This window comes from Parasutterella muris (assembly GCF_943193095.1).
GTDB classification, from domain to species: Bacteria; Pseudomonadota; Gammaproteobacteria; order Burkholderiales; family Burkholderiaceae_F; genus Parasutterella; species Parasutterella muris.
This window is the reverse complement of record NZ_CALPCV010000015.1, coordinates 1-24677: the sequence shown is the minus strand read 5'-3', so window position 1 is coordinate 24677 and position 24677 is coordinate 1. Positions and strand designations below refer to the sequence as shown.

Here is a 24677-nt window from a genome sequence, read left to right as displayed (position 1 = left end):
CTCCGGATCTGTCAAAGTAAAAAAGATTGTTCTGTTATTCAGAGAGGGCTTTCTGCCACTCTTCGCCTAATCCTGCTTTCAGTTCCTGTTTTACCCAATCAAAAGCCGGGAACTGATTAGTATTCCCATAAACGATGTAATTCCCGATAGGACGCTCTGCACTGCGAATTTTTTTTATTCGTCTGATCACCTGCCTTGGAAGTGTCATGTAAGAGATACCGGGCACCAATTTTGAATACTGCCGTGTAAATTGATTACAAACTACGGCAACAGAATCTGTCGCCATTAGCATGCGGAAAGCTGCAGCCAGACTTTCTGTGTAGTGCGCAACCTGCATCTTCAGCCCCTTCTCTTCACAAACGCCCACCAGAAGCGGACAAGTCACGTCGCTGTAGTTATCGATTTCTAGAAGCGGGTATTCTGAAATATCGTTAATTGAGAACTTTTTTTGTTCAAAAAGCGGGTGACCCTTCCTTGCAAAAAGATAAATATCGCTGGTTTCCGCAAAGCATTCATAATTCAGTCTCGGATCACCGAACCCTTCATAAACCACCGCAAAGTCAACCTTGCCGTTAATGAGCTCGGGAATGCAGTTATGGGATAGGATTCGAATATTAAAACGCATTTTTGGCGCTCTTGGTCGAATCCTTTCATTGATAACTTTAAGGGTCGGGAAAGAGAATTCATCATAAACTCTAAGCTCAAAAGCACCTTCGGACGTGAAGGGATCGAATTTAGAGTGCTGCTTATCGAGCTTACGAAAGAGATGAATGATCTCGACCATAGTCTGTGAAATTTCAACCGCTTTTTGTGTCGGACAAAAGCCGCTCTGTGTACGGATGAACAAAGGATCATCATACATTTCACGAAGGGAAGTGAGAGCACGGCTAATGGCGGAATTGCTAATACCTAGCTCAGTCGCGGCCTGACTAGCACTTTTTAGCTTAAACACCGCAAGAAATATCTTGCAGAGCTGATATGTCAGTTGATTAATTGTCATTTTGTTCGGACTTTGGGGTTGAAGTCTGATTTCATTATATGAATTGAGGCTCTTCTAAATTTGACATTAATCAAACTTTTTAAAATTGATTTTTACGAAAAAATATATTTTTAATTTATGAAAATTGCTTTGAATCAATATGTTACAAAAACAATTTTGCTTGGAAAGAAATTATAACGATAGGTATTTATCCGAATTTACCATTCTAAAATTATCTGAACAAATTTTTATTTTTATCTTTTTGAAAAAGAATGTAGATGTTGCATTTGTTCGTTAATTAAGATCTCCGAAAGCAGAAAAAATACTTCAGAAGTGAGCCAGAAAGCCAAATTTAGAATAGTCCCAATAAACACCTGATACTTGATGCTCAACTCGCTTTTGCCAACAATAGATCGTTCGTATACTCAATTCGGTTATATTAATTTGACGCACCACCGCCAATTACAGCAAACCTTAAACAACTTCTTTCGAACTACTCCCTACGTGATTCTCTTAACTCCTTTACTTTTCTGCTTGACCTCTGATCACATCAAACACGATAAACGCCCAGAGACATTTAAGTCTTGAGCTTGTCGCACGTCGACAAGCCTGTTTAGAAGAGGTTCCCTCTGCATGAGCTTTTGTTTTTCCTCCTGTCTTTGACTCATGGAAAAATGTCCTGAGCGAAATTTTCTTCAAAGTATTACTTACCTGCGGAGGAGGATACCTACGGCTGTCACTTCTGCTCTTTGTTCCCAAGAAGTATTTCTCACCGTTCAGACAAAGAGCAGGACGTTATAAAACATCCGATTTGAGCTCGGCTGCCGCCTTAATAAGTGAAAACCATTATGATTAACGGCAAAGCTTAAAGTTAGTCCCGATTATTTGGAAAAATGCAAAATGCCTAGCTCAATCATTCAGAGGCTTGCCTCACGGCACTCCGTGGGCGCAAAGTTTCTAACAGAACCCGTACCCACAGCAAAGGATTATGAAGAGGCCGCCCTGTGGGCCTCTGCCGCACCGGATCACTGCAGACTGCATCCGGTGCGTTTCGTCATCATAGAAAACCGCGCCAAGCTCGCGGACTTCTTCGAAAGCGGTGAGCTTTCCATGGGCGCAGATGCCGAAGAAGCCGCAAAAGCACGCAGCAAAGCGACTAAAGCGCCCGCTGTCGTCGCGGCTATCGCAAAAATCAGCACCGACAACGCCCGTGTCCCGGAATACGAACAGTGGATGAGCGTTGGCGCCGCGGTTTCTAATTTTCTTTCCGCGCTGGAAATCAAAGGATTCGGCGGCAAGATCGTGAGCGGCTCCAGCACCAAATACCCGGATGCGGTTAAAGCCTTCTGCAAAAAAGACGAAGTCATCGCCTGCTGGATCATGCTCGGTACACCTAAAAAAGACGCTCCGAGTCCCCAGCCTAGGGAACCGATCGAGCAGCTGCTGACCTATTTTTCTTAAACTTTTAATCAGACCTTTAGACACGAGGTGCCTTCTATGAAACGATTTTTCATGTTAGTCGTGGGCATGTTTATGACTGCCACCATGCTGACGGGCTGCGGATACAACGAAATCCAAACGCTCGACGAATCCACTAAAGCGGCATGGAGCGAAGTGCTGAATCAGTACCAGCGCCGCAATGACCTGATTCCTAACGTTGTGAACTCAGTCAAGGGCGAAGCGGATTTCGAGAAATCCACCCTGACAGACGTCATCAACGCCAGAGCAAAGGCCACATCCATTCAGGCGACTCCGGAACTGATGGAAAATCCCGAAGCGTTCAAGAAATTCACGCAGGCTCAGGGCGAATTAAGCAGCGCGCTCTCCCGTTTGCTCGTCACGGTAGAACGCTACCCCGAACTCAAGAGCAACGCAGCCTTCCAAGAGCTGAGAGTTCAGCTTGAAGGATGCGAGAACCGCATCGCGATTGCGCGCAACCGCTACATTAAGACAGTTCAGGAACACAACACTTATATCCGTCAGTTCCCGCAGATGGTCTGGGTCTGGATCCTCGGCTACAAACCTAAGGCTCAGTACACGGTAGCTGATGAAGCCGCTATCACAACTCCTCCAAAGGTGGACTTCGGTGGAACAACTGCTCCTGCTCCGGCCAAGTAAATGGCTTAATTTCCTAGCCGCTTTGATCGTCAGCATCGCAGCGCTTTTCTGCGAAGCAAACGCGGCCGATCTGCTTCCGGTACCGGATGTCGCCTATGTCACTGACACGGCAAATATCCTGACACCGGAGCAGAAACGCTCGCTCGAAGCGAAGCTCGCTTCCTTTGAATCCAAAGTCGGCTCTCAGATCGCGGTCATCATCGTCCCCTCCACAAACGGAGAACCGATTGAAGACTACGCGCACAGAGTCGGAGATCAGTGGAAGCTCGGGCGTAAAAATGTCGGCGACGGACTGCTCTTTGTCGTCGCTGTTAATGATCACAGAGTCCGCATCGACGTGATGCGCGCCTTAGAAGGCATCATCCCGGACGTCACCGCTTCCCGCATCCTCAACGAAGCGGTCCTCCCGGCCTTCAAAACCAATAATTACTATCAGGGCATCAATCAGGGCCTCAATAGAATCTTTGCGCGCATTGAGGCGGGCAACCTGCCGGCGCCGGACGCAAAATCTTCTGACGAGGGCAACTGGAACATCTACGATCCGGATGAGGCCCTTTGGGATCAGCCGTGGGTGGCGGTGATTTTCATCGGCTTTGTGATCACCATGATGTTAAGAGAGCTGATGGGACGTAAATCCGCACCAATCGCGGGTTTGGCAGTCGGCGGACTCTCTGCCTTCATCATGCAGTCGCTCACCGCAGGCATCATCATTGCGATCGCGGTGGTCATCATCGCCATGAGCATCCCGACCGCAGTCCTTGAGGCGGGCGCCAGACGCACTGCCCGGATGTACTCTCAGGATCGCCGCTATCGAGGACGAAACAGCGGAGGCGGTTTCGGAGGCTTCGGCGGTGGCGGCGGCTTCGGCGGAGGCTTTGGTGACGGAGGCGGAATCGGCGGTATGGGCGGCGGCGCCGGCTCCGGAGGCGGCGGAGACTCCGCTGGCGGCGGCGCAAGCGGGAGTTGGTAAAAATGTCAGTCGGAAGAATACTTAAACATTGGGTCATGTCACCGATCCCAGTGACTATGGCCTTTCCTCAGTCCTCTTTGGACGCAGTGTCCCGCTGCATTGAAGAATGCGAAACTCAGACCAGCGCGGAATTCCGCCTGATTATCGAGCGCAGCATTCCTTCTAAGGATCTGAGAAGAAACATCACGGACGCTGACCGTGCAAAGGAGCTTTTCGGTCAGTACGGCGTCTGGGACACAGAAGAAAACAACGGCGTTCTGATTTATCTCAATCTCAGTGATCGCGCGATTGAGATTTATCTGGACCGAGCGGCTGCCCGCATCGTCAAACAAAGCGATTTGGACGGAATCGTAAAGAGAATCGAAGAAAGCTTCTCCAAGGGTCAGTTCGAAAGCGGCGTTTGCGACGCGTTCAGGGAACTCACCAAACTGCTCGCACCGGCGTTTCCCAATAAGCCCGTTGAGAATCCGGTACCCAACGATCCGGTTATCCTTTAATCATCCTTCTTCCCGCGGTTTTCACCGCGGGATTTTTTATTTAGCGTCTAAATAAATCTTCTGATTCATAAAACGGCTGTTCTGTAACCGAGGTCGGCAAGTGCAATAGCGATGACTGATAAAATATGGGCTCCCAATTTTTTTACTTTAAAAGTAATCATCATGGAATTGTCTGCCTTAACCGCTGTTTCCCCACTTGACGGCCGCTACGGACGCCAAACTGAAGCCCTGCGCGATATCTTCTCCGAATTCGCATTTATGCGTGCTCGAGTCACCGTCGAAGTCGAATGGCTCATCGCACTTGCCGAGTTCAATCTTCCCGAACTTAAAGATCTCTCCGAAGAGGACAAACTCTATCTGCGCGGTCTGGTTTCCAGTTTCTCCGTCGAAGACTGCAAAGCCATCAAGTCCATCGAAGCAACAACCAACCATGATGTCAAGGCTGTTGAATACTGGATCAAGAGCAAAATGGAAATCAACGAACATCTCGCTGCCGCAAGCGAGTTCGTTCATTTCGGCTGCACTTCCGAAGACATCAACAACACCTCTCACGCTTTAATGCTCTCCGCAGGACGCGAGCTGCTCTGCTCCCACCTGCAGACCATCATCAATAAGCTCAAAGAATTTGCGCACGAATGGGCGGGCGTCTCCATGCTCTCCCGTACACACGGCCAGCACGCTTCTCCTACCACTGTCGGTAAGGAAATGGCCAACTTCGTCGCTCGTCTTGAAAACGCGGTTCAGGTTATTGAGTCTGTCAAGCTTCTCGCGAAGATGAACGGTGCCGTCGGCAACTACAACGCCCACACAATAGCTTATCCGGATCGTGATTGGCCCGCTTTCTCCCGCAACGTCATTGAAAACCGTCTGCACCTCACGTTCAATCCCTACACTATCCAGATTGAACCGCATGACTACATGGCTCAGCTCTTCAATGCGATCACACGTGCCAACACGATTCTCATTGACTTGGATCGCGACGTTTGGGGCTACATCTCTCTGAACTACTTCAAGCAGCAGCTCAAGGAAGGCGAAGTCGGCTCTTCAACCATGCCGCACAAAGTCAACCCGATTGATTTCGAAAACTCCGAAGGCAACCTCGGAATGGCAGACGCCTTCTTTACATTCCTCTCCCAGAAACTGCCGATCTCCCGCTGGCAGCGTGACCTCACTGATTCAACAGTCCTTCGCAATTTAGGCGTTGCTTTTGGCTACAGCATCGTCGGCTACACCTCGTTAATGCGCGGCCTCAATAAGCTGCGTCTGAACGAAGAAGCGATCTCCGCGGATCTGGATAACTCTTGGGAAGTTCTGGCTGAAGCGATTCAGACCGTGATGCGCCGCTATGGTGTTCCGCATCCCTACGAACAGCTCAAAGCGCTGACACGCGGAAAAGGCATTACACCGGAAACTCTGCACGCGTTTGTCGCCCAGCTTGAAATTCCGGCTGATGCGAAAGAATCTCTGCAGAAGCTGACACCGCACGACTACATCGGTATCGCTGAGCAGCTCGCTAAAGACATCTAATCGTCTTTACAGAAAAAACCGCCGGACGTTCCAAACGCACGGCGGTTTTAATTTTTTAATGCTTTAAATTTAGAGACTTCTAGAGAAAAGCATCCGCAAGAATGCTGCCCCAAGTAATAATGGCAAGTGTTAGCGCAAGAAGCACCGCGGCGCTTCCCAAGTCTTTGGCTTTGCCGGAGAGCGGATGAATCTCTCCTCCGAAACGATCCACCACCGCCTCAATCGCGGAATTGAGTACTTCCACAATCAAAACAAGAATAACGGAGCCGATCAGCAGAAGCTTGTAAACCAGAGAAACCGGCAAAAGCACTGCGACCGGAATCAGAATGACAGCTAAGACGGATTCCTGACGAAAAGCGTCCTCGGTTTTCCAAGCTGCTTTAAAGCCCTGAGCAGAATAGCGCGTCGCGTTAATTAAACGTCTGAGTCCGGTTTTGCCTTTAAGTTCGGAGGCGTCTTTCGGTTGCGGTTTTGTCATTGATCAATAGTTAAAAAAGACCGCCGAAGCGGTCTGTTCGAATCAGGATTACTTAACCTTCTGTGCCAGAACGCCTTCGCTATAGAGACGAGCCATTTCCGGAAGCGGCAGCGGGCTGATCTTGGAAGCCTGTCCTTCGCATCCGAAAGCAAGATATCTGGACTTGCACATCTCAACAGAAGCCTGTTTAGCGGCCTTGAGATAAGCTCTCGGGTCAAAGGCTTCAGGATTTTCTACGAAGTACTTGCGAATTGCGGCAGTCATCGCCAAACGAATGTCGGTGTCGATATTAACCTTGCGAACACCATACTTAATCGCTTCGACGATTTCTTTAACAGGCACGCCGTATGTTGTGCGGAACTGACCGCCGTATTTGCGGATTTCTTCCAGGTATTCCTGAGGAACAGAGGAAGAACCGTGCATCACGAGATGTGTGTTCGGAATACGCGCATGAATTTCTTTTACACGCTGAATCGAGAGGATATCGCCTGTCGGCTTGCGTGTGAACTTGTATGCGCCGTGACTTGTACCGATCGCAATCGCCAAAGCGTCAACCTGTGTTTCTTTGACGAATTCTGCAGCCTGATCCGGATCCGTTAAAAGCTGATCACGAGTCATTTCAGCGTCAGTGCCGTGTCCGTCTTCCTTGTCGCCCTTCATGGTTTCGAGAGAACCGAGGCAACCCAGTTCGCCTTCAACAGAAACGCCGACTTTGTGCGCAAAGCCGACAACTTCCTTTGTCACGTTCACGTTGTATTCGAAAGTCGAAATTGTCTTTCCGTCGCTCATGAGGGAGCCGTCCATCATGACAGAAGAGAATCCAAGATCGACTGCGCCCTGGCACACAGCCGGGCTCTGACCATGGTCCTGATGCATACAAACAGGAATATGCGGATAGGATTCAATAGCGGCCTTGATCAGGTGTTCAAGGAATCGTTCTCCTGCGTACTTACGAGCGCCTGCTGAAGCCTGCATGATGACAGGAGCATTGACCTCGTTTGCGGCCTGCATAATGGCCTGAACCTGCTCGAGGTTATTGACGTTAAAGGCGGGAATACCGTAGTTATTTTCTGCTGCGTGGTCAAGAAGTTGACGCAACGACACAAGAGCCATTTTTTTCTCCGAAAGTTAGAAGAGTCCAACAGAACCCTAATCTGGTAATTTTACCTAAAGTAAATCAATGAGGACAATCCTTTTTGTCTCTTGCAGCCGAAGAATTGTCACTTTTCCCTTTAGAGAGAAACTTAAACTACACTCTTATTGTCAATCGTCTCAGCGATAGAATTTACCTCTACGCTCTCGGCTGAAAATAGCCGAATCCTCAACTTCATGCTTTGTAGTGTTTTAATCCATTTTTCCAATTAATTTATTCTTCAATTTAGCATCAAACTTTCTAATTTTTTATTGACAATCAATATGATATTTGCTATTCTCCATTATTGGAAGGGTTTATAAGGTTCCAGATAGAAGTGCCGGCCCATTATTGGAAGGGTTTATAAGGGACCAAATGATCGTTAACCCCATTATTGGAAGGGTTTATAAGGAGAAAAGCCAAATCGCAACCCATTATTGGAAGGGTTTATAAGGCTAAAACTCATAATCCCTACAGTTACTAAATAAATTAGGGGCTAAATACAGTCATATTATTGTATTTAGCCCCTCACCTTAATTATCTAACAATCTGTCAGATATCTTTACGTTCGAAGGAAAATCACTCCTGCGATTTTTTCTCAATGCAGTAAGGAACCGGCGCCCAATATTAATTGCAGCGTTTTCGTCTGCCTGCATGCCGGAAAAATGAAGCGCACAATCTTTATAAACGCAAAAATATTGACTCTGACTCGTATCTCTCGATTGCTTGGATTTAGGGGCTCTTCTTAGATTTGTGCGCACACGCCTTTCAATCTCTTCCAGAGAGTAAGAGCCCTTTGCTATTGGCTTTGTTAGGGGCGTCCTCTCCTTTCTTCTCGCATAAAACTTAGGACCTTTGGATCGATCTGCTTCAAACAGCTGAATGACGCCGTCAGCAGTCGTAAGTTCTCCTTTACTGTTTACATTAAACTTCTTATTTGTCTTCGCTTTCTTTTCAGTGAAGAGCCAATCAAAAACATTCCTCCCGCAGCAGGAACAGGTCTTGCTCGTGAATCGAGCAGAAACGGAACGCCCGGGGAAAACTTTCAGCGGAACAATCTTTTCCACCCCTTCTTTTCCGTCCTCTTTCCTCTCCCTTGTCACAATCTCAATTCCGTCAATAGTCCAAGAATCTCCGCCGTACCAAAGCTGCTTTCTTAATGCATCTCTGCCAGGCTCCTTAAAGTACAAGAAGTGGGAGTTCACAGCCTTATAGACTGCTGACAGCTGTCTGCTTCCGGACTCTAAATTTTTAACGTCATATTCCAGAACTGGAAACGCATTGAATTCCTTCATTAAACCAACAATCTTTGCGCATACATCTCCTGTCACGTTCTCACGCATAATGAAGGCTGTTGAATCGTAATTTTGCTTAAAGTTTTGCAGTCGCTGCTTCTTTTTTCTGTAAGTCGAGACAGAATGAATCAATCGCCTAATGGACGGAATTCTGATTGTACCGACCGCAATTGGCTTGGTTTCCGCTTCACCAATACTCTTAAGAGAGAACACCGCATATGCAAGTCCGGCTTCTCCCTGATCAATAGCCAAAACATTTTCAAATTGATTGGATACCTTCGGTTCCTCTAAGTGGTATCTAATCGGGACTGCGATTGAATAAGTACATGATTCCAATGAGGCCTCCACTTTCTGAGCTTCTACCTTCTGGCTTATTTCCTGATCGACAATAAGCATGCATTCCCGTAGGTCCTTATCTAAAGGATTAAAGAAACAATCATCCAGCAGAGATTTAAAAGGTGCAGGACCTATCAGTCGGAACAAAGATCCCGGTAAAGCCGAAGCAACTTTAGGTTCCCCTTCTTTGTTAACTTCAATGACGTTTTTTTCTCTGCCCACGCTCTTCACAAAGGGATTTCTGTAGCACCAATCATGGGGGAGTTGTCTTAAAAGTGGGTAGAAAAGCCTCAGATCACCTTCACGTTCACACACCTTTTTCAGGGTCGGTGCCGGAAGAACATTGCCGGCTTTATCAAACACCAGCACATTAGAATCTAGGATCATCTTCCATTCGTCCGATTTCCAATATGCATTGGGAATTTTCCATAATCTAGCTTCTTTTGCCGCATAGATAAGTTTACTATTACCCACCCAACTAAATTTAGCTCGCAGATAAGACCTGCTTCTTCGCAGCAGAATAAGATTACCGTTCAGGAAACTCGAATATAGATTAAATTGGGTTATATACTCCGAGGGTGTAATTTCCTGATTCAAAGCAAGAAATGCTACGTTAGGAGGAAGGGAGTCATAGTACTCCTGTGGAAGAGAAAAAAACGCTATCTCCGCTGGTATCGGCTTTTGTATTCTTCTCAAAAGAAGTTTCATACGCAGATTTTCTAAGTGAAGAAATGTTTGGAATTCCTGGCTAAAAATATTGAATTTCTCTATTTCTTTTGAAATTTCTTTATAGAAAGTCTCAAATTTTTCCCAAACAACTTCAATCGTGTCTTTATTGTCGCTTCTTAAAGCAAACGCCAAACTCCTACGTTTCGAGTAAGGTGGTTTATAAATACATCCTTGACAATTAATGAAATAGCGATTCAGGTCTTTCTTGGCGAGGAAATTATTTACAACAAACCAATTGTAAGCAGCTTTGCTTACAGAGTCAGTTTTTCCCCTAGCAGCTGCTCCGATCCCCTCAAGTAGGAAGCGAACCGCATTTTCTTTTGCAGCAAAATCCGTAGAAGATTCTTTATTAATCTTCTTTTTTTCGGCATCAACCAAAAATTTAGGAACCGTTTCCAGGCAATGTTCGTTTACCGCCCACTGGATTACTCTCTCGAAATCGATCCGTTGGTAATGTCTTATCTGTTTTACGCTCTCCAGCGCTTTATCAAGTAATTCCTGTTGTTTTGGAACTCCTCCGCCAAGACCATTTAATTTCGGGAGTTTTTTTAACTTTTTCCACTCTTTCCACTCTATTGCCGACTCAAGGTCAATTTTATCCTTCTTGGCTGTTTGAACAGCATTTTCAATTTGATTTCGGATTGAACCCAGCCGATTAAGCACATCTGAAAATGCATAGAACTCTTTTATATCTTGTTCATTCGGAGAACTCGAGATGTCTATGCCTGCCAATTTTTTTAAAGTTTGACGAACATTTTTAACAAGACCTTCAAACAGCTCCAACGAATGGCTAACTTCTGCTTCCTGAAGTCCCAGGGATGCAACAAGATTATGATTCTTCTGCGTAAGTATTGAAGGAAGCTTAATTGACTCCGGTAATTGATTTACTAATTCTATGAGCTCAAAAAGGCGATTTACGTAGTTAGCAACCCAACTGTCTATATGACCGGCAAAAGAAGTTCTGAAGTCTTGATACCCCAGCAGTTCTCCTTTTTCTCCACAAAGCAAAGAAGCTTCTGGAAGGGCTTCACAAGCCTCCTTAATAAACTTTAGCCCATCTAATTTATCGTCCGGCACAGAAAATAGCTCTTGAAGAGACTTCGAGCCATCTGAAGTTGATTGTTTTGAAGATACCGGAGCCTTTCTGATGAGATCGAGGCCGAATTTAAAGAACCATGACAAGCCATTGCCATTCGTCGTTGTTAAGTGGCTTTGAACATACGCAACCGGTGCTGCTTTTGATTTGCTTTGACGGTATTCTCTTAACAAAGCCGCAATTGCCATATAGGGCATTACTGATGATTCGATGTCTACTGTGATCTCAGCATTGTTTGTAAAAGCAATCGTACTTTTGTCTGGCAACGAGTTTCTAGAATCAGAGTCTCCAATCATCTTGCAAACGGAATCAAATGGTCCGTATGAGGCGAGCATGCTATCCAGCAATTCCGCAGCCTCCAGATATTTCTTATTGACCTCGTTCCATGAATCAAATTTCCGGAACAATTCTTGTGAAAATTTGCTTAAAAAGGAATCAAACAAGGCCGAAGACCCTTCCGAATTTTTCCTACCAAATTCGCTATTCAGGACTCTCTTAATATTCTCCTCTGTCCAATCTTTATTGTTTTTTCTGCGGCCTTTTTTGAGAATACTCTCAAGTTCCGAAGGAATAAAATTTTTCACCATTTCCCCGAAAATTTCTTTTATCTGGGATGCAAATTGATCGTTTTTATAACAAGAGGAGCTTGCAAACGTCTTTGCTGCAGACGAGTTTGGAAAAATTCTGAATCCAGAGAGAATTAACGCAAAAAGAAGATATGACAGGGAGCCCTTCTCTATTGTCTCGAGGGCATTGTAAATTTGCGAAATTCTGTCAAAAGACGGCAGCATCGACCCTTCAGGAACCTCTAACTTAAATTTAATTGTTTTCAAGCAACTGAGTTCCTGAGCGGGATCAGCCGCTCCCGACTGCTTACGTCGTTCCAGATCTTTTTTTGCTGTATCAGATAAGCATGCAATCGTTCTTCGATATTTTCTTGATGCCTTGGCTGAAATTAGATGAAGGTGTGTTTTCTTTGTTTGCATTTTTTCCCCTTTTTTCTTAGAATAAATTTCAGAAACTCCCGACTTCCTCAGGATGAAGTTGATTCTTTATCCATACCTTGGTGCCGGGACGCCGATTGAGGAATGGGCGGCGCCTTCCAAATTCTCATTCCTCACTTTCCTCCTGCGAAACTTCATCGAAGCAAATTTCGTCTTTTTGTTTAATTTCCGGAGGCTTCCTTCCTACATCATACATACTGCCAGGTAATTTGTAGGACGCCTTTATCGGTCGACCGCCATTGGGTACTCCCTCTGAAGGAAAAACAAGCTTTCTCATATCGCCAATTAGATATGACCTTAATGCCAAGACGGCTCCATGAAGAAGGTTTTTCTTTCTGACATATTGTCTTGTTGCGGGAACATAACAGGGTTTGTCTAGCTCCTCTTTTAAAAAGCTCAGTGAAAGTGCAACTATTTTAGAGTTCTCCCTTTCTCCTCTTTTCCATGCCGCTGAACAAACGTTCTCAATCATGTATCGAAAAGGTTCCATCAAGTCATAAACTAAAGAAGGATAAGATGTTGGCTGATGCATGAAGCCGTGATTTGGCGAAAATCGATGAAATACAAGCCAGCGGAGTATCACTCCGTAGATAAACTTAGAACCGGCGTCTAGTGCACTGTTAATTGGATGATCCTTCCGTCTGGTGGTTTCGATATTCAGATTTTCATACCACTTATTCCAATACCTCGCCGTTGTATTTGCTTCGATTGCTCTAACCTCATCGATACTTTTGGCCGCCGATAACTGTCTTAATAGTGGCGCAGAGATCGGTATCGTTGAACCCATATTCTCAAGTCTTTTCTTAATAAGAGTCTTTGCGATATAAAGTCTTTTTCTTTCATTCGTTCTAAATTGAATCTGTTTTGTGAGGATATCTTCCTCATCACCTATAACTGAAGGATAAAAAACATAAGGTTGCAACACATTTCGTCTATGGATGAGGATCATGACTCCATTTTTAGAAGCATCATCTAGAAACTCAAGCGGCAGTTCACCTGTTGCGCCGTAAAACATGATGAGATCCGTCTCTTTTAAGTCAAACTCGATCGATCCCCCGTTATATGCCACGGACCATTTTTTACTTCTTGGGATTTTCTTCGCTTGTGAAAAATACGGCAACCAAACGCTAACTCGGCTTCCTCGCTTGTTTGATTTCCATGTCCAAAGAAAATCCGGATGCTGATCGCAATTGATTGTTTGATTTTCGATTGTTTGATTTCCCTGGTCCATATTTATTTAACTTTTTAATATATTTTCTATCAAGTTTAATCACATATTAAACAAATTTATTATACTTTTATAATTGACTTTCAAATAGATATTTGCTAGTCTCCCATTATTGGAAGGGTTTATAAGGTTACCATCCAATTCCGTGCCCCATTATTGGAAGGGTTTATAAGGTTATATCTGGAGTGCCGACCCATTATTGGAAGGGTTTATAAGGAACATATGCAAACAGAGAACCCATTATTGGAAGGGTTTATAAGGATCGCTGCTCTTATTACGCCCATTATTGGAAGGGTTTATAAGGGTTGATAACGACATTGCGCCCATTATTGGAAGGGTTTATAAGGATCTCCGAGGCCAGCGTTCCCATTATTGGAAGGGTTTATAAGGGAAGTAGCAGAAGAGGAAGACCCATTATTGGAAGGGTTTATAAGGAAAGTAAAGAAGACCTGCTTTCTAGACGTCCATTGTTGATCCGGGAAGGATCGGTCTTCTGCGTCCCTAATTTATCGTATATGACCATCATTGCAGCGTCTCCGGACTCCGGAGACGCTCTTCCTCAAGCTTTCTGTGATGAAGGCTCTTTCAGTTTCCCGGCGATAGCGCCTTTTCAATGACACCTAAACAAGCCAGCAGTTCACTCTTGCTGTGAACATTAAATTTTTTCGAAAGATTTAATCGATGTCCCTGCACGGTCCGCTCTGAAAGACCTAGCCGTTCCGCAATCTGACGACTAGTGAGCCCTTTGACAACAAGATTCAAAATGTCTTTCTCTCGGACACTGAGCTCATTAAATATCTCAATCAGCTCCCGAGCTGAAAGTCCGGACTCCTTTGCCAGATATTTCCTTGCACACTCGTCTAGAACAGCTTCAAGTTTTTCAGAGGTCACCGGCTTCGTTAAAAAATCAAATGCGCCTCGCTTCAATGTTCGTACCGCCGTATCTACGTCGGCATGTCCTGTGATAATCACAATTTGAAGCTTACAGGCTTCCTCAATCAGCTTCTGCTGAAGAGTAAGCCCCGACATCCCCGGCATACGAATATCCAATAAAACGACACCGGCAATATCGCGGTTGTCCTTCTCTAAAAACTCAGCGGCGCTCGAGTACCCGACCGACTTCCATCCTAAACAAGTCAGAAGAAACTGCAGCCCCGTGAGAACGCCGGGATCATCGTCAACAATTCGTACCAGGAAACGAGATTTAATCTTGTCTTCCGTTGCCATCGCTTTCCTCTTTCCATAAGCCAAAGCAAACTTTGACAGTCAAACCGCCATTGTCATTCGCTCGAAAATCAATCGTGCCGTTCATTGCTTCAAGAATTGAATGAACCACTTTCAGTCCCAATCCCAGACCTTCGCGCTTATCACTCTTTAAGACATTAAGAGATAAATTTTTCACGTCTTATTCAGACATCTTTCGCCCTTCATTTGAGACTGTCAGACAAGCCGTCTCTCCGGCGGTTTTCAGTCGAATGTCCGTAGCCCCTTTAACCGCAGAACACTCTTCGAGCGCATTCTTCACTAAGTTCCAAACTAGGATCTCAATTTCAACCGCATCAGCCTCGATAAATACGCTCTCTTCAATGTCAGGAGTATGGAGAGTCGCCTCAGGGAATTTAACTGTCAATGTTTGGCAGATTTCATGAAGGATCGAAGAAATATCCACTTTTGAATCCCGGGATGCCGTCTGTTTGGAGTACTCGCGAACCTTATTAACAATTGACGAGGCTCTGCCTAACTCCTTGTCCATATTGCTGACGCTGTAAAGAAGCACCGAATCGCTGATAGCGGTTTTGTTTCTAAGCAGCGTTTTTAATCCGTCCACAAAATACTTGCAGGCAGCAAGCGGCTGATTCATTTCGTGAGCAAACATCGACGAAAGCTGAGCAACCAGATTCAATTTCTGCTCTGTTTCCATCTTGGCGGTCAGCTCCTGTGCGCGTTTTTCTACCTCTCGTCTCGTCCTTTCCGCCGCTAAAAGCCGCTTCGTTGCGCGATCGATAAGCTTTTGAGCGCGCCAGCTGTGGACAATCAAACCTAAAACGCCAAGGATAATAATGGCAAAGATCGGCCAAAACTCTTTCAGAACGCGCTTTGCCGACCATTGATTCAGATATTCATAGGGCCCTACGCGAAGAGATTTGTACAATTCGTCCACCGGTTTAAAGTCTGTCGCTATTGACCAATGCTGACCGGTCGGTCCCGGTTTCATGGAAAGTAATGCAACCGCGACCTGGCGGGCCAATTCAGACTTAACGCTGAATGTCGCAGCGAAAGTGTTGTTGGGGTATGCGCTCGTAGAGTGCAGACAAGCAATCTTTCCAGGTCTGGGCGCTACAACTTTGATTTTGTCGAACACTGCAATGTTTTGGTACTCGTGTTCTTCAAGCCAGCAGGCCCTGATGAAGGCAACTTCCGCCCGGCCCGAAATAACTTCGTCCAGCAGTTTATGCGCTGACTCTCCGACAAAATGCGTCGACGAAAAAATTTCTTCGGGTCGTAGCCGTGTTTCACCAACTCCGCTATGCCAATCCGATACCCGTGAAAGGCCGATTCATAATTGGCCGCGAAGGTTTTGCCGCGCATATCTTCCAGAGTCTTAATATCGGTTCTGTCCCTTCTCGTGATGAATGCGCCTGCTGTCCCGAAGTTAGGCTCCGGCTTCTCGTTTGTGACCACCGTCGCAATGTCACGGGCACCAAACCTCAGCATTCGATAGAAAAATCCGGAACTTGCGTAGAAGAAATCGATCTTCCCCTCTTTAACCGCATTCTCCAGATCGGCGGAGCTGTAGACCTTCGCAATAACTTTCCTCGGCGCGAAGACTTTTTGAAGATGCTTCAGACTCGGAGAAAAGTCCATATCGTTGCTAAGGGGCGCGGAGAAATGTATCAGACCAATAGTGATCGGCTTCTCAGAAGACTCGGAGAAGCCGACGATGGGAATCAAGAGTAGGAGGATAAGAATTTTCCGCAGCATCTTCACTTTAGTTTAACCGCCGTGACAAGAAGAGCACTTCTTCAGCTGGTAATTATGATGGCATGCGTAACAAGGCTCAAGAGATGCCGATTCATCTTTGTAGCCGGGCTTTGGAGGCATTGAGTGCTGCGCATGACAATCAATACACTCTGTCGCGTTCTTGTCCGGACCTCCTGCATGAGGAATCCACACATGGGGATTGACGGGACCGCTGTCAGAGTTGGCTTGAACGTTTTTCTTGATCAGGTCATCGAACGTCGGACCATGGCAAGCCAAGCACTGCTCTTTTTTCATCATCTCTTCTGCCGCTTGAGCTGAAAAAACTGAGCAGGCAAGAAGAATCATAACTGCAAAATATTTCATGGCTGTTTCATTTGCGCCCGGCAGCGCTGCCGCCGGGCTGTTTGCTTTCTAAAGACGTTTAATTTCCGGCTGCGTGTTCACCGGCCCAGCGGCCCGGCATGATGGCACGAGGCATGCCGTTGCCCACATAAAGACCGCCGGCGCTTTCGCCTGCTGCATAAAGGCCTTTGATCGGTTTCATATCCTGACCAAGAACCTGGGCATTATCATTGATCGCAAGACCGCCTGTAAGGTTATGCACGCAGAGTACGAGACGTACCGCATGGAAGGGACCGGTTTCGATCTTTTTCGTCAGACTTTCTGCAGGCTTGTCGAAATCGCCATCTTTCTTTGCGTCAACGAACGTGTTGTAGCGAGCAACTGTCTTTTCAAGGTTGGGCTGATTGGTCAGCTTCGCAAGTTCGGCAAGACTATTCGCTGTAAACGCATAGTTCTCTTCACATGTCGGAGCCTTGGTATCCCAGTGATATTTCTTGGCAGTGGCATCGTCAAAGACTGTCCAGAGGAATTGATCAGGCTGAGCCAGAGCGACATCGTAGAAAGAGTAGCCGCCGAGATTTGCCTTATCGACTTCCTTCACAAAACGGTCGCCGCTCTTGTTGGTGAAAATAACTTCTGCCCAGCGCGGACCCGAGATGCCAAGACCCGGAGCGCCGTATTTGCTGCCTTTCGGGAAGCCATAGTGAGCCGTACCAAATTTTCTTCTCAGATGCGGAGTGTCTTCACAGCGATCGCCAACAAGCATACCGCCGGCGCGTACACCTGCAAGAATGGCACTACCGTCCGGCGCAACAAACGGATAACCGGTGGAAATCATATTTTCTGTGAATCTCGGATCCGTCAAACGACGAAGTTCAGGATTGGCCTTCCAAGAACCGCCTGCAAGAACAACTCCTTTGGAAGCCTTGATATTCATGATTCCGCCGTCAGGCTTCTGAACTTTAGCTCCGATTACCGCGCCTTCAGGAGAAACATATACGTCGAGAAGTTTGTGCTCTAACAGAATCTGGCCACCTTTTCCTGTGAAATATTGGTAGAACGGCATCATGATGCCGCGGCCAGTCATGAAACCGCCGCTCGGCTGAGGCTTTCTTCCGCCGTCGCCGCTGTCGCTCCACCAAATGTGATGGTAAGACTCATGGTGCTGAGAGTCGTATTTACCGGGTTTTGTGAATGTCGAAAGGAAGCGGACACCGTGCTCCTCAAGCCAAACCTGTGTTCCCGGACACCATGTAGAGTATTTCGCAATAAGTTCGGGAGTGTTTTTACGGTACTCGTGGTGAAGCGGGTTTGTCAGCTTCTTGTACAAGAGCTCGGGCGAATCCTCCACGCCGTGTTCTTTTTGCGTGCGAGTGCCGCCGCCCAGAGCGATAATGCCGCCATTAATGATCGCGCAGCCGCCATAATTTTTACCTTTTTCCAGAACCAAAACCTTGGCATTTTTATCCATAGCGGAAATCGCAGCTGACATACCTGCGATACCTGATCCGGCAACCAGAACTTCAGTTTCAGCATCCCATTTCGAGGGAAGTTTGAGTGTCGCTTCATCGGCTGCATGAACTGAAGAGGTAGCGCCGAGCGCTCCTCCTAATGATGCAAAGGCAGAAGCTTTGAGGAAAGAACGACGAGATGTAGTCATTTTGTTTGCTCCTTGGTCATGAGTGGATTCATTGTTGTTTCAAATGAATTCTCTGCCTTAGAACTGCTCGAGTAATTTGATTTTTATCAAAAGGAATACACTTTTTTCTGCTTCTTCCGAACCTAGGATAAGTTCGTCCTTTCTTAGCACAAGCCCCTCATGAATATGGAGTCGGAAATAAACAAACTGCTTATTAAGATTTCTGCCGTTGCCTACTCAAAACTGATCAAAGCCGTTCTCTCCGAAACTTATATTTTTGAGCCGTTATGCAGAATAACAACTAATGTATTTTTTTGAACAATAGCGAGTTTTCCGCACTCTGCAGTCTAGTGAGCCTCCAGCTGAAACCTTACTTCTTTCCAGTCTCTACGAAAATGAAACACTTCACCAAGGTTAGTCCGTTTCGAAGATATTTGATTTAAAGCATCGCTCGAGAGATACTCAGGGAGGTCCATTATGGCGTCCTTTTCAGATAAGAGCAGATGAGTTTGCTGTAGTTGAGCATCTCAAAGAATTTTCTTAACTAAAGGTCAACAAAGCACATGTCTTCATCCTTCACATATTCCATGGCCTTTCTCCTGCTCTTGGGTACTATGTAATTTCTGCTCCTTGTCATTCGTTGTTACTACCCGGTCGGCCTAGTGGGCCTCCCCGAGTAAGTGCAGGCTCTTTCACCCCATACTGCTTTCGAGTTTACGTCCAGATATTCCTTCAATGGACTAGACTCTAGGCTTAAGCACCCCCAGCCTCACCTTCTCCGTCTGCCTGAGACGCTTCCTGTAGCTCAGAGATTTGCTATCCGCTTCGCAGCCTACACATCACAGCGCACACCTTGCGTATCGCTAACCGTTGCCCACTGCAGACGGGTTCGGGACATGTACCCTATAGGACCTTCCCAGACCAAGCACAGGAAAACGCTCCGACCGTTGAGCCAGAGCGTCTCCACGTCGTGTTAATCTAACTTGATACTCGATATTCCGGAGGAAAAAATTACTTCTTTGTGACAGGATAGATGACCTTGTTAATCTCTTGTACTGTCTGAACTGGCATCTGCCAGGGATTCGAACCTTTAACACCTGAAGCAAACGTCAAATCAATACCAAAGAGGCCCCCAGCTAAACGTGTGATTCTTCCTTCCTGACCGCTGGCTGAAGCAATAACGGGATGAGCAGGGTTCTTTGTTCTAAATTCAAGCGTTCCGTTGAGGAAGCGAAGAACATCAGCTTGAGAGTTTGGTTTCACGACGATTTTGGCAACATCTCCGCCGGCATCAATTTCTTTTTTAAGAATGTTAGCAATTTCTTCACTGCTCGGAGTACCTTTTAAATCATGATAAGCCACGACAACGGGGACTCCATTTAAATCCTTCTTGAGATTTTTAATAGTATCTGCTCCGTACACCAGTTCGACGTCAATTAAATTTGGAAGCTTGAGAGCAGCTGCTTTCTTGTAAAAAGCAAACTTCGATTTTTGATCAACTTTTTTGAAACCTCTTTCTTCCGCAACGCGAACGGTCAGAAGAATTGGTGTATCACCGATAATATTGCGAATCGCTTGGAGAGCTTCAATAGCTTTGTCAGTATCCTCTATGAAGTCCCAATAATCGGCACGAACTTCAACCATGTCCGGATTCAGAGCTTTTACCGTTTTTGCTTCTGTCTTGATGTCTTCAAAATTTTTCCCTACAAGGGGAGAGCAGATAACGGGCTGTTCACCACCCAGTAACGTAGGACCGGCTTGAATCGGCTGAGAAGGCATGGGACGTACAAAATCTGCTGCATAGGCGGACAGGGCGAATGCGGGAAGAAGAAGAGTGGCTGCGATAAGGGAAAGTTTGGCTTTTTGCATCTTATGAACTCCTAATAGAATTTAAAACTGAGATTGATTGATCTCGTATAGCAATATTTTGAAATTAGAATATTTTTCCTGATACCCCCGACTGGGTGGAAAAAACAAAAATGATTGAGCTCCCTCTGCGTCAAATGTTTTTTTTCAGAATCGTCGCTTCCTTATTGGTAAAGAAGGGAGTGGTCAGCAAGCTGTTTTTTGTCGCTGGATTATTCTGCTATCATTTCTTTGGAGTTCAAGCGATTGCCGCGGGTGCTGCGATAGAAAAAACACAGCCTCCTTTTACGATTGGCATCCCAGATACTCTAGTAAATCCAAAAGACGTTATCGAACTTCAAGAAATGCTCTCTGAGCTCAGGAAAAGTCTTCCTGCATATCGCATAGCAACCGTAACATTTTCAGCTGCTGACGGTCTGGACGCTTTGAGAAAAGATAAACCAGATTTTATTTTGGCTCCGACGGGTTTTTTTGCCACTATAGACGGCTCTCCAGCATTAAATACCTATAAAGTTGCCACTCGAATCAATCTCAAGAGCAGAGATCCTGAACAATCTGTAGGCGCAGCACTCGCAGTGCTGAATGACAGGAAAGACCTCGTATCTCTTGCTGATCTTCGGAATAAAACAGCACAGAGCGGGCTTCCGAATGCAATCGACAGTTGGCTGAGTGTTCGTAATGAGTTAAAAAAGAATCATTACGACGACGAGCACTTTTTTTCGAAAATATCCTTCAGTAATAACGCGTATCCTGACGTCCTAAGCGCATTGCTCAACAAAAAAGCTGATGTCGGAATTATTCCTGCTTGTCTTTTAGAAAACCTTGAAGAACAAGGTTTGATCAAGAAAGGCTTGATTCGAATTATTCATCAAAAAGAAGATTCTCCGCTTAACTGCCGGCATTCCACAGATTTATTCCCGGATATCAGTCTGTGGGCGGCGGAAGGTACGCCGCGCGAAGAAGTTAAAGACCTGATGATTGCTTTGTATAAAGCCGATGGAAATTTAAGTCGCCATTGGGTTCCAAATGTCACTGATCGACGAATTATGGAATTGTTTGAGCGACTGAGAGAAGGACCATACCGGTATCTTCGGGACTTTACCCCGGCTGCATTGTACGAGCGGCATAAAGAAGCAGTTTGGTTTGTACTTCTGTTATTCGTATTCCTACTATTGAATGAACTTCGTTTGAACGTTCTTATCAAAAGACGTACGGCAATGCTTGCCAATGCACTTCTGGAAAAAGACAATTTTGAAGCTAAAGCAATAAAAGTCAGAAAAGCCCTGAATGCCTACGAGAAACGTTCCATTGTGCAGCAGATGAGCGGAATGATTGCCCACGAACTCAGCTCTCCATTAGGGAGCATTAGAACCTATGCGACGCTTCTGAGGATGGAAGATACATCCCAAACGCCTTTTTCTCAAGATGTGAAACAAAAGGCTCTCGATGGTATTGATGCGCAAATTTTAACAATTTCAAAAATTATTGATCGTGTAAGGGGTTACGCCAAAAATAATTATTCGAGCCAAGAAGATTGTGATTTAGCCCTACTGCTTAAAAAGTCTGTAAGGTCTTTGATTGCTGAGCGTGGAAGACAATTGGAAAACCGAATTGTTTTTGATCTGCCGGTGTGCAATCTCCCAATCAAAGGAAACGCGTTGGAGCTGCAAATTCTTTTCTTAAACCTACTTCGGAACGCTGTTGATGCATTGAATAATATATCTGACGATGCCCTCAGCACGATTCACGTTAAGATATCAACAGACACAAAAGCAGAACAATGTTTGTGTGAGATCGAAAATCCTGCCCCTCAAATGTCTCAGTCTGAACTGGAAATGATTAACGAGAAGAGTTATTCCGTCTCTACAAAAACCACTGGCCTTGGAATTGGGCTGAGCATTTGCCGCGGCATTTGCGACCGTCACGGCGCTTCTTTAAGTTTTCAATTAATCGATAAAAAATTAAAGGCAATACTAAGATTCGACATTTTGTCGGAAAATCAGGCCGCTCAAATAGAAGGATAGAAAGTCTATGTCCGAAATTTCTCCGCTTGTTCGTTTAGTTGATGATGACGACGCGTTCAGAGAGAGCCAAAAGCTCTTTTTATCCATGTGCGGGTACGAGGTTAGAGATTGGGCTGACCCGGTTCGCTTTTTGAAAGAAGACGATCCCCGTGTCCCAGGCTGTCTTGTGCTCGACATTAGAATGCCTGGGATGACGGGGCTTGAATTGCAGCGAGCGCTTTATGTACGAGGCAATAAGTTACCTATTATCTTTTTGACAGGTCACGGAGACATCGAAACAGCCGTTTACACCCTGAAATATGGAGCCGTAGATTTTTTCGAAAAACGAGGCGATCCTCTTAAACTTCGAGAATCTGTTTCCAAAGCTTGCGAAAGATCGCAACAATACTGGAGGAAGACAAAAGAAGAGGAAAGGCTTGCAGAAATGTTCAATTCTTTGACGAATAGGGAAAAGGATGTCATTGTGCTTGCAGCCAAAGGGGCTAGTAACCGAGAAATTGGTAATCAGCTGGGAATCGGACACGAAACGGTAAAAATGCATTGTTCAAATGCATACGGAAAACTGGGAGTGCGATCGCGTTTGGAAGCTTATCAATGGCTGCAGAATGTGCCAGGGGATGTTTTCAAGGAGAAGGCCCCATGATTTCAAGAAGGAGTTTAATTACTTACTTCCCTCTCTACACTTCACTAGGATACTTTCCTGTAGTCTTCTCGAAAGAACCTGGATGGGATGTTATCGTTGTCGGAAGTGGAATGGCCGGTCTCTGCGCAGCATTATCTGCAAAAGAAAATGGTGCAGAAAAAGTATTGATTTTGGAAAAAGGACCTTTAATAGGAGGGCACACTCTTTTTTCCAGCGGGACCATTTCTGCCATGATCCGAGAAGATCAGCGACGTAGTTCGGGTCTTCTAGACAGCATCGATCTTTTCGTCAAAGATGCCTATGAATTGGGCGGGGAAATTGGAAATCTCAAAATTTTGGAACAAATCGCCCTCCATTCGGAAGAGGGATTGAACTGGTTGGAGGCGAAGGGCATAGTTTTTGGAGAACCGTTTCAGGCTAAATCTGGCTTACGCGCTAGGGGTTTTGCAATGCCGGGAAATTCAGCCGGCAGAAGTTATGTCATGATCTTAAACCATGCCCGTATACGCCAAAATATCCCGATTTTTCTTGAACATCGACTTCAAGCGTTAATTCCAAACGCAGAAGGCTGGTCTCTTTTGGCAAGTACTCCAGAAGGAGATAGATCTTTTAGGACAAAGTCTTTAGTTTTAGCAACTGGTGGTTCGACTGCTAATGTTCTTCGCCGGGTTGCTTATGATCGTCGTCTCGGAATCAATCTAAAAACCAGTGCTAATCCATGGGGAAATACTTGGGATGGTGCAGACGGAGACGCATTAGATATCGGAGAAAAAATAGGTTTAAAACTTACTTACGGGAATGGATATCAGATTGTTCCTTTTTGGGGCGGCCGGGTGCTCGACTATGCGGGAGGCGATATTTATTTAAATGCAGACGGAGAGAGATTTGTCGACGAAAATCTTCCGTGGCATAAGATTGTAGAAGTCCTTTTAGAATGGCCGAAGCCTGAATTTACAGTCATAACAGATACTCAGTCTAAGAAGGGCGCCACCCTTGGTGTCAAACTACTGAGCGGAATTGTTAAGAAAGCTTCTTCTATCCGAGAGGTGGCGGAGGGGATGGGAATTCCAGAACAAAGGCTTCTTAAAACTTTAGAGGAATATAACCAATCCGTTGAAGTTGGAAGGGATAAGTTCGGGAAAACGGTATTTACACAAAAGATTGAAAAGCCACCTTTCTACTGGGGAAAAGAAAAGATTTATGTCCACACGAGTCTGGACGGACTAGCGACCGATGAAAAGGCCCGAGCGCTGGACAAGGAGAGCAAGCCGGTTCGCGGTTTATTTGCAGCCGGAGAAGTTGTCGGGGGTATTTTCGGAAAAGACAGAATCGGCGGAGGTTCGCTGGCAAATTGTTTAGTCATGGGGCGTATTAGCGGTAAAAATGCAGCCCAGTCCTAACCTCTTTTTGTTTATTTTGTTTCCAAGAGGAGAAATTAAAAGACCTTGTGCGGATCTCACAAGGTCCTTTAAGCTAACTGGATAGTTATTATTTAATTTGGTCAGCAATACGGTCAGCTGCAAATTTACCGCTGGTTAATGCCCAACCGACATTGGCTCCTGCAGGAGAGTCATCTCCCATTGTGCCCCCAACCAACTCACCAGCGGCGTATAGATTACCAATAGTACTACCGTCTTGGCGCACAACATTGAGTTTGCCGTCAGTGACTAATCCGCCCATAGTTGTAGCAAACCTAGCTTTCTGCTCTACGATGTAATAAGGACCGTGAGAAGAAATTTCGCTCTTCATATATTCAGCAGGCCGATTAAAGTCAACATCCTTCTTGGCTTTT

The 24677-nt window shown here is 45.7% G+C and carries 19 protein-coding genes, 1 pseudogene and 1 CRISPR repeat array; of the genes and pseudogenes, 8 read left to right on the top strand and 12 right to left on the bottom strand.

Features of this window, described 5'->3' with window-relative positions; genetic code table 11:
• Nucleotides 1-34 precede the first annotated feature (34 nt).
• On the bottom strand, nt 35-1000 hold the full coding sequence (locus NFR90_RS06865) for a LysR family transcriptional regulator (RefSeq protein WP_251451689.1): 966 nt from the start codon (nt 998-1000) through the stop codon (nt 35-37).
• Between the two features lie 879 nt (nt 1001-1879).
• Here NFR90_RS06865 and NFR90_RS06860 point away from each other — a divergent pair.
• The 5 genes from NFR90_RS06860 to purB all read left to right on the top strand — a co-directional run bounded on the left by NFR90_RS06860 (nt 1880) and on the right by purB (nt 6091).
• Nucleotides 1880-2440 (top strand): nitroreductase family protein, encoded by a 561-nt coding sequence (locus tag NFR90_RS06860; RefSeq protein ID WP_251451686.1) that lies wholly within the window; start codon nt 1880-1882, stop codon nt 2438-2440.
• Between the two features lie 36 nt (nt 2441-2476).
• Nucleotides 2477-3097, top strand: coding sequence for a LemA family protein (locus NFR90_RS06855; protein ID WP_251451684.1), 621 nt, complete (start codon nt 2477-2479; stop codon nt 3095-3097).
• The gene (locus NFR90_RS06850; RefSeq protein ID WP_251451682.1) at nt 3066-4067 is read left to right on the top strand and encodes a TPM domain-containing protein; all 1002 of its coding nucleotides are present in this window, start codon (nt 3066-3068) and stop codon (nt 4065-4067) included. The genes NFR90_RS06855 and NFR90_RS06850 overlap by 32 nt, the downstream gene beginning before the upstream one ends.
• Before the next feature lie 2 nt (nt 4068-4069).
• Nucleotides 4070-4564: a TPM domain-containing protein gene (locus NFR90_RS06845; RefSeq protein WP_251451680.1), complete on the top strand. Its 495-nt coding sequence runs from the start codon at nt 4070-4072 to the stop codon at nt 4562-4564.
• 162 nt (nt 4565-4726) lie between these two features.
• Nucleotides 4727-6091, top strand: a complete 1365-nt coding sequence (gene purB / locus NFR90_RS06840) for an adenylosuccinate lyase (RefSeq protein WP_251451678.1) — start codon at nt 4727-4729, stop codon at nt 6089-6091.
• Between the two features lie 79 nt (nt 6092-6170).
• On the opposite strand, the gene NFR90_RS06835 is transcribed toward purB, so the two are convergent.
• The 10 genes and pseudogenes from NFR90_RS06835 to aroD form a co-directional block, all read right to left on the bottom strand.
• Entirely contained in the window at nt 6171-6569 is a 399-nt protein-coding gene (locus NFR90_RS06835; RefSeq protein WP_251451677.1) for a diacylglycerol kinase, read from the bottom strand.
• A 48-nt stretch (nt 6570-6617) separates the two neighbouring features.
• Nucleotides 6618-7682, bottom strand: a complete 1065-nt coding sequence (gene fba / locus NFR90_RS06830) for a class II fructose-bisphosphate aldolase (RefSeq protein WP_251451675.1) — start codon at nt 7680-7682, stop codon at nt 6618-6620.
• A 552-nt stretch (nt 7683-8234) separates the two neighbouring features.
• A complete protein-coding gene (gene cas12c / locus NFR90_RS06825) occupies nt 8235-12143 on the bottom strand; it encodes a type V CRISPR-associated protein Cas12c (protein ID WP_251451673.1) in 3909 nt (1302 codons plus the stop codon).
• A 124-nt stretch (nt 12144-12267) separates the two neighbouring features.
• Nucleotides 12268-13392, bottom strand: a complete 1125-nt coding sequence (gene cas1, locus NFR90_RS06820) for a CRISPR-associated endonuclease Cas1 (RefSeq protein WP_251451671.1) — start codon at nt 13390-13392, stop codon at nt 12268-12270.
• A 102-nt stretch (nt 13393-13494) separates the two neighbouring features.
• Nucleotides 13495-13825: direct repeats of the CRISPR family, unit length 26 nt; unit sequence CCCATTATTGGAAGGGTTTATAAGGG.
• A 149-nt stretch (nt 13826-13974) separates the two neighbouring features.
• The gene (locus tag NFR90_RS06815) at nt 13975-14616 is read right to left on the bottom strand and encodes a response regulator transcription factor (protein WP_251451670.1); all 642 of its coding nucleotides are present in this window, start codon (nt 14614-14616) and stop codon (nt 13975-13977) included.
• Complete coding sequence (locus NFR90_RS06810) at nt 14594-14791, bottom strand: ATP-binding protein (protein WP_251451669.1); 198 nt, start codon at nt 14789-14791, stop codon at nt 14594-14596. Before NFR90_RS06810 ends, NFR90_RS06815 begins: the two co-directional genes overlap by 23 nt.
• A gap of 3 nt (nt 14792-14794) precedes the next feature.
• Nucleotides 14795-16254 (bottom strand): annotated as a pseudogene (locus NFR90_RS06805) (PhnD/SsuA/transferrin family substrate-binding protein).
• Nucleotides 16255-16383: 129 nt separating this feature from the next.
• Nucleotides 16384-16734 carry a cytochrome c3 family protein gene (locus NFR90_RS06800; protein WP_251451668.1) on the bottom strand — a complete coding sequence of 117 codons (351 nt, stop codon included), beginning with the start codon at nt 16732-16734 and terminating at the stop codon, nt 16384-16386.
• Nucleotides 16735-16792: 58 nt separating this feature from the next.
• Nucleotides 16793-18373 carry an FAD-dependent oxidoreductase gene (locus NFR90_RS06795; protein ID WP_251451667.1) on the bottom strand — a complete coding sequence of 527 codons (1581 nt, stop codon included), beginning with the start codon at nt 18371-18373 and terminating at the stop codon, nt 16793-16795.
• A 990-nt stretch (nt 18374-19363) separates the two neighbouring features.
• Nucleotides 19364-20221, bottom strand: coding sequence for a type I 3-dehydroquinate dehydratase (gene aroD / locus NFR90_RS06790; RefSeq protein ID WP_251451666.1), 858 nt, complete (start codon nt 20219-20221; stop codon nt 19364-19366).
• Nucleotides 20222-20331: 110 nt separating this feature from the next.
• Between aroD and NFR90_RS06785 the strand changes: the two genes are divergently transcribed.
• From NFR90_RS06785 to NFR90_RS06775, 3 genes are read left to right on the top strand one after another with little or no spacing between them, the layout of a single operon-like run.
• Nucleotides 20332-22242 carry a sensor histidine kinase gene (locus NFR90_RS06785; protein ID WP_251451665.1) on the top strand — a complete coding sequence of 637 codons (1911 nt, stop codon included), beginning with the start codon at nt 20332-20334 and terminating at the stop codon, nt 22240-22242.
• Nucleotides 22243-22249: 7 nt separating this feature from the next.
• The gene (locus tag NFR90_RS06780; RefSeq protein ID WP_251451663.1) at nt 22250-22885 is read left to right on the top strand and encodes a response regulator transcription factor; all 636 of its coding nucleotides are present in this window, start codon (nt 22250-22252) and stop codon (nt 22883-22885) included.
• Nucleotides 22882-24285, top strand: a complete 1404-nt coding sequence (locus tag NFR90_RS06775; RefSeq protein WP_251451661.1) for an FAD-dependent oxidoreductase — start codon at nt 22882-22884, stop codon at nt 24283-24285. The genes NFR90_RS06780 and NFR90_RS06775 overlap by 4 nt, the downstream gene beginning before the upstream one ends.
• An 88-nt stretch (nt 24286-24373) precedes the next feature.
• Here NFR90_RS06775 and NFR90_RS06770 read toward each other — a convergent pair.
• On the bottom strand, nt 24374-24677 hold a 304-nt coding region (locus tag NFR90_RS06770), incomplete at its 5' end, for an FAD-binding protein (protein WP_251451659.1).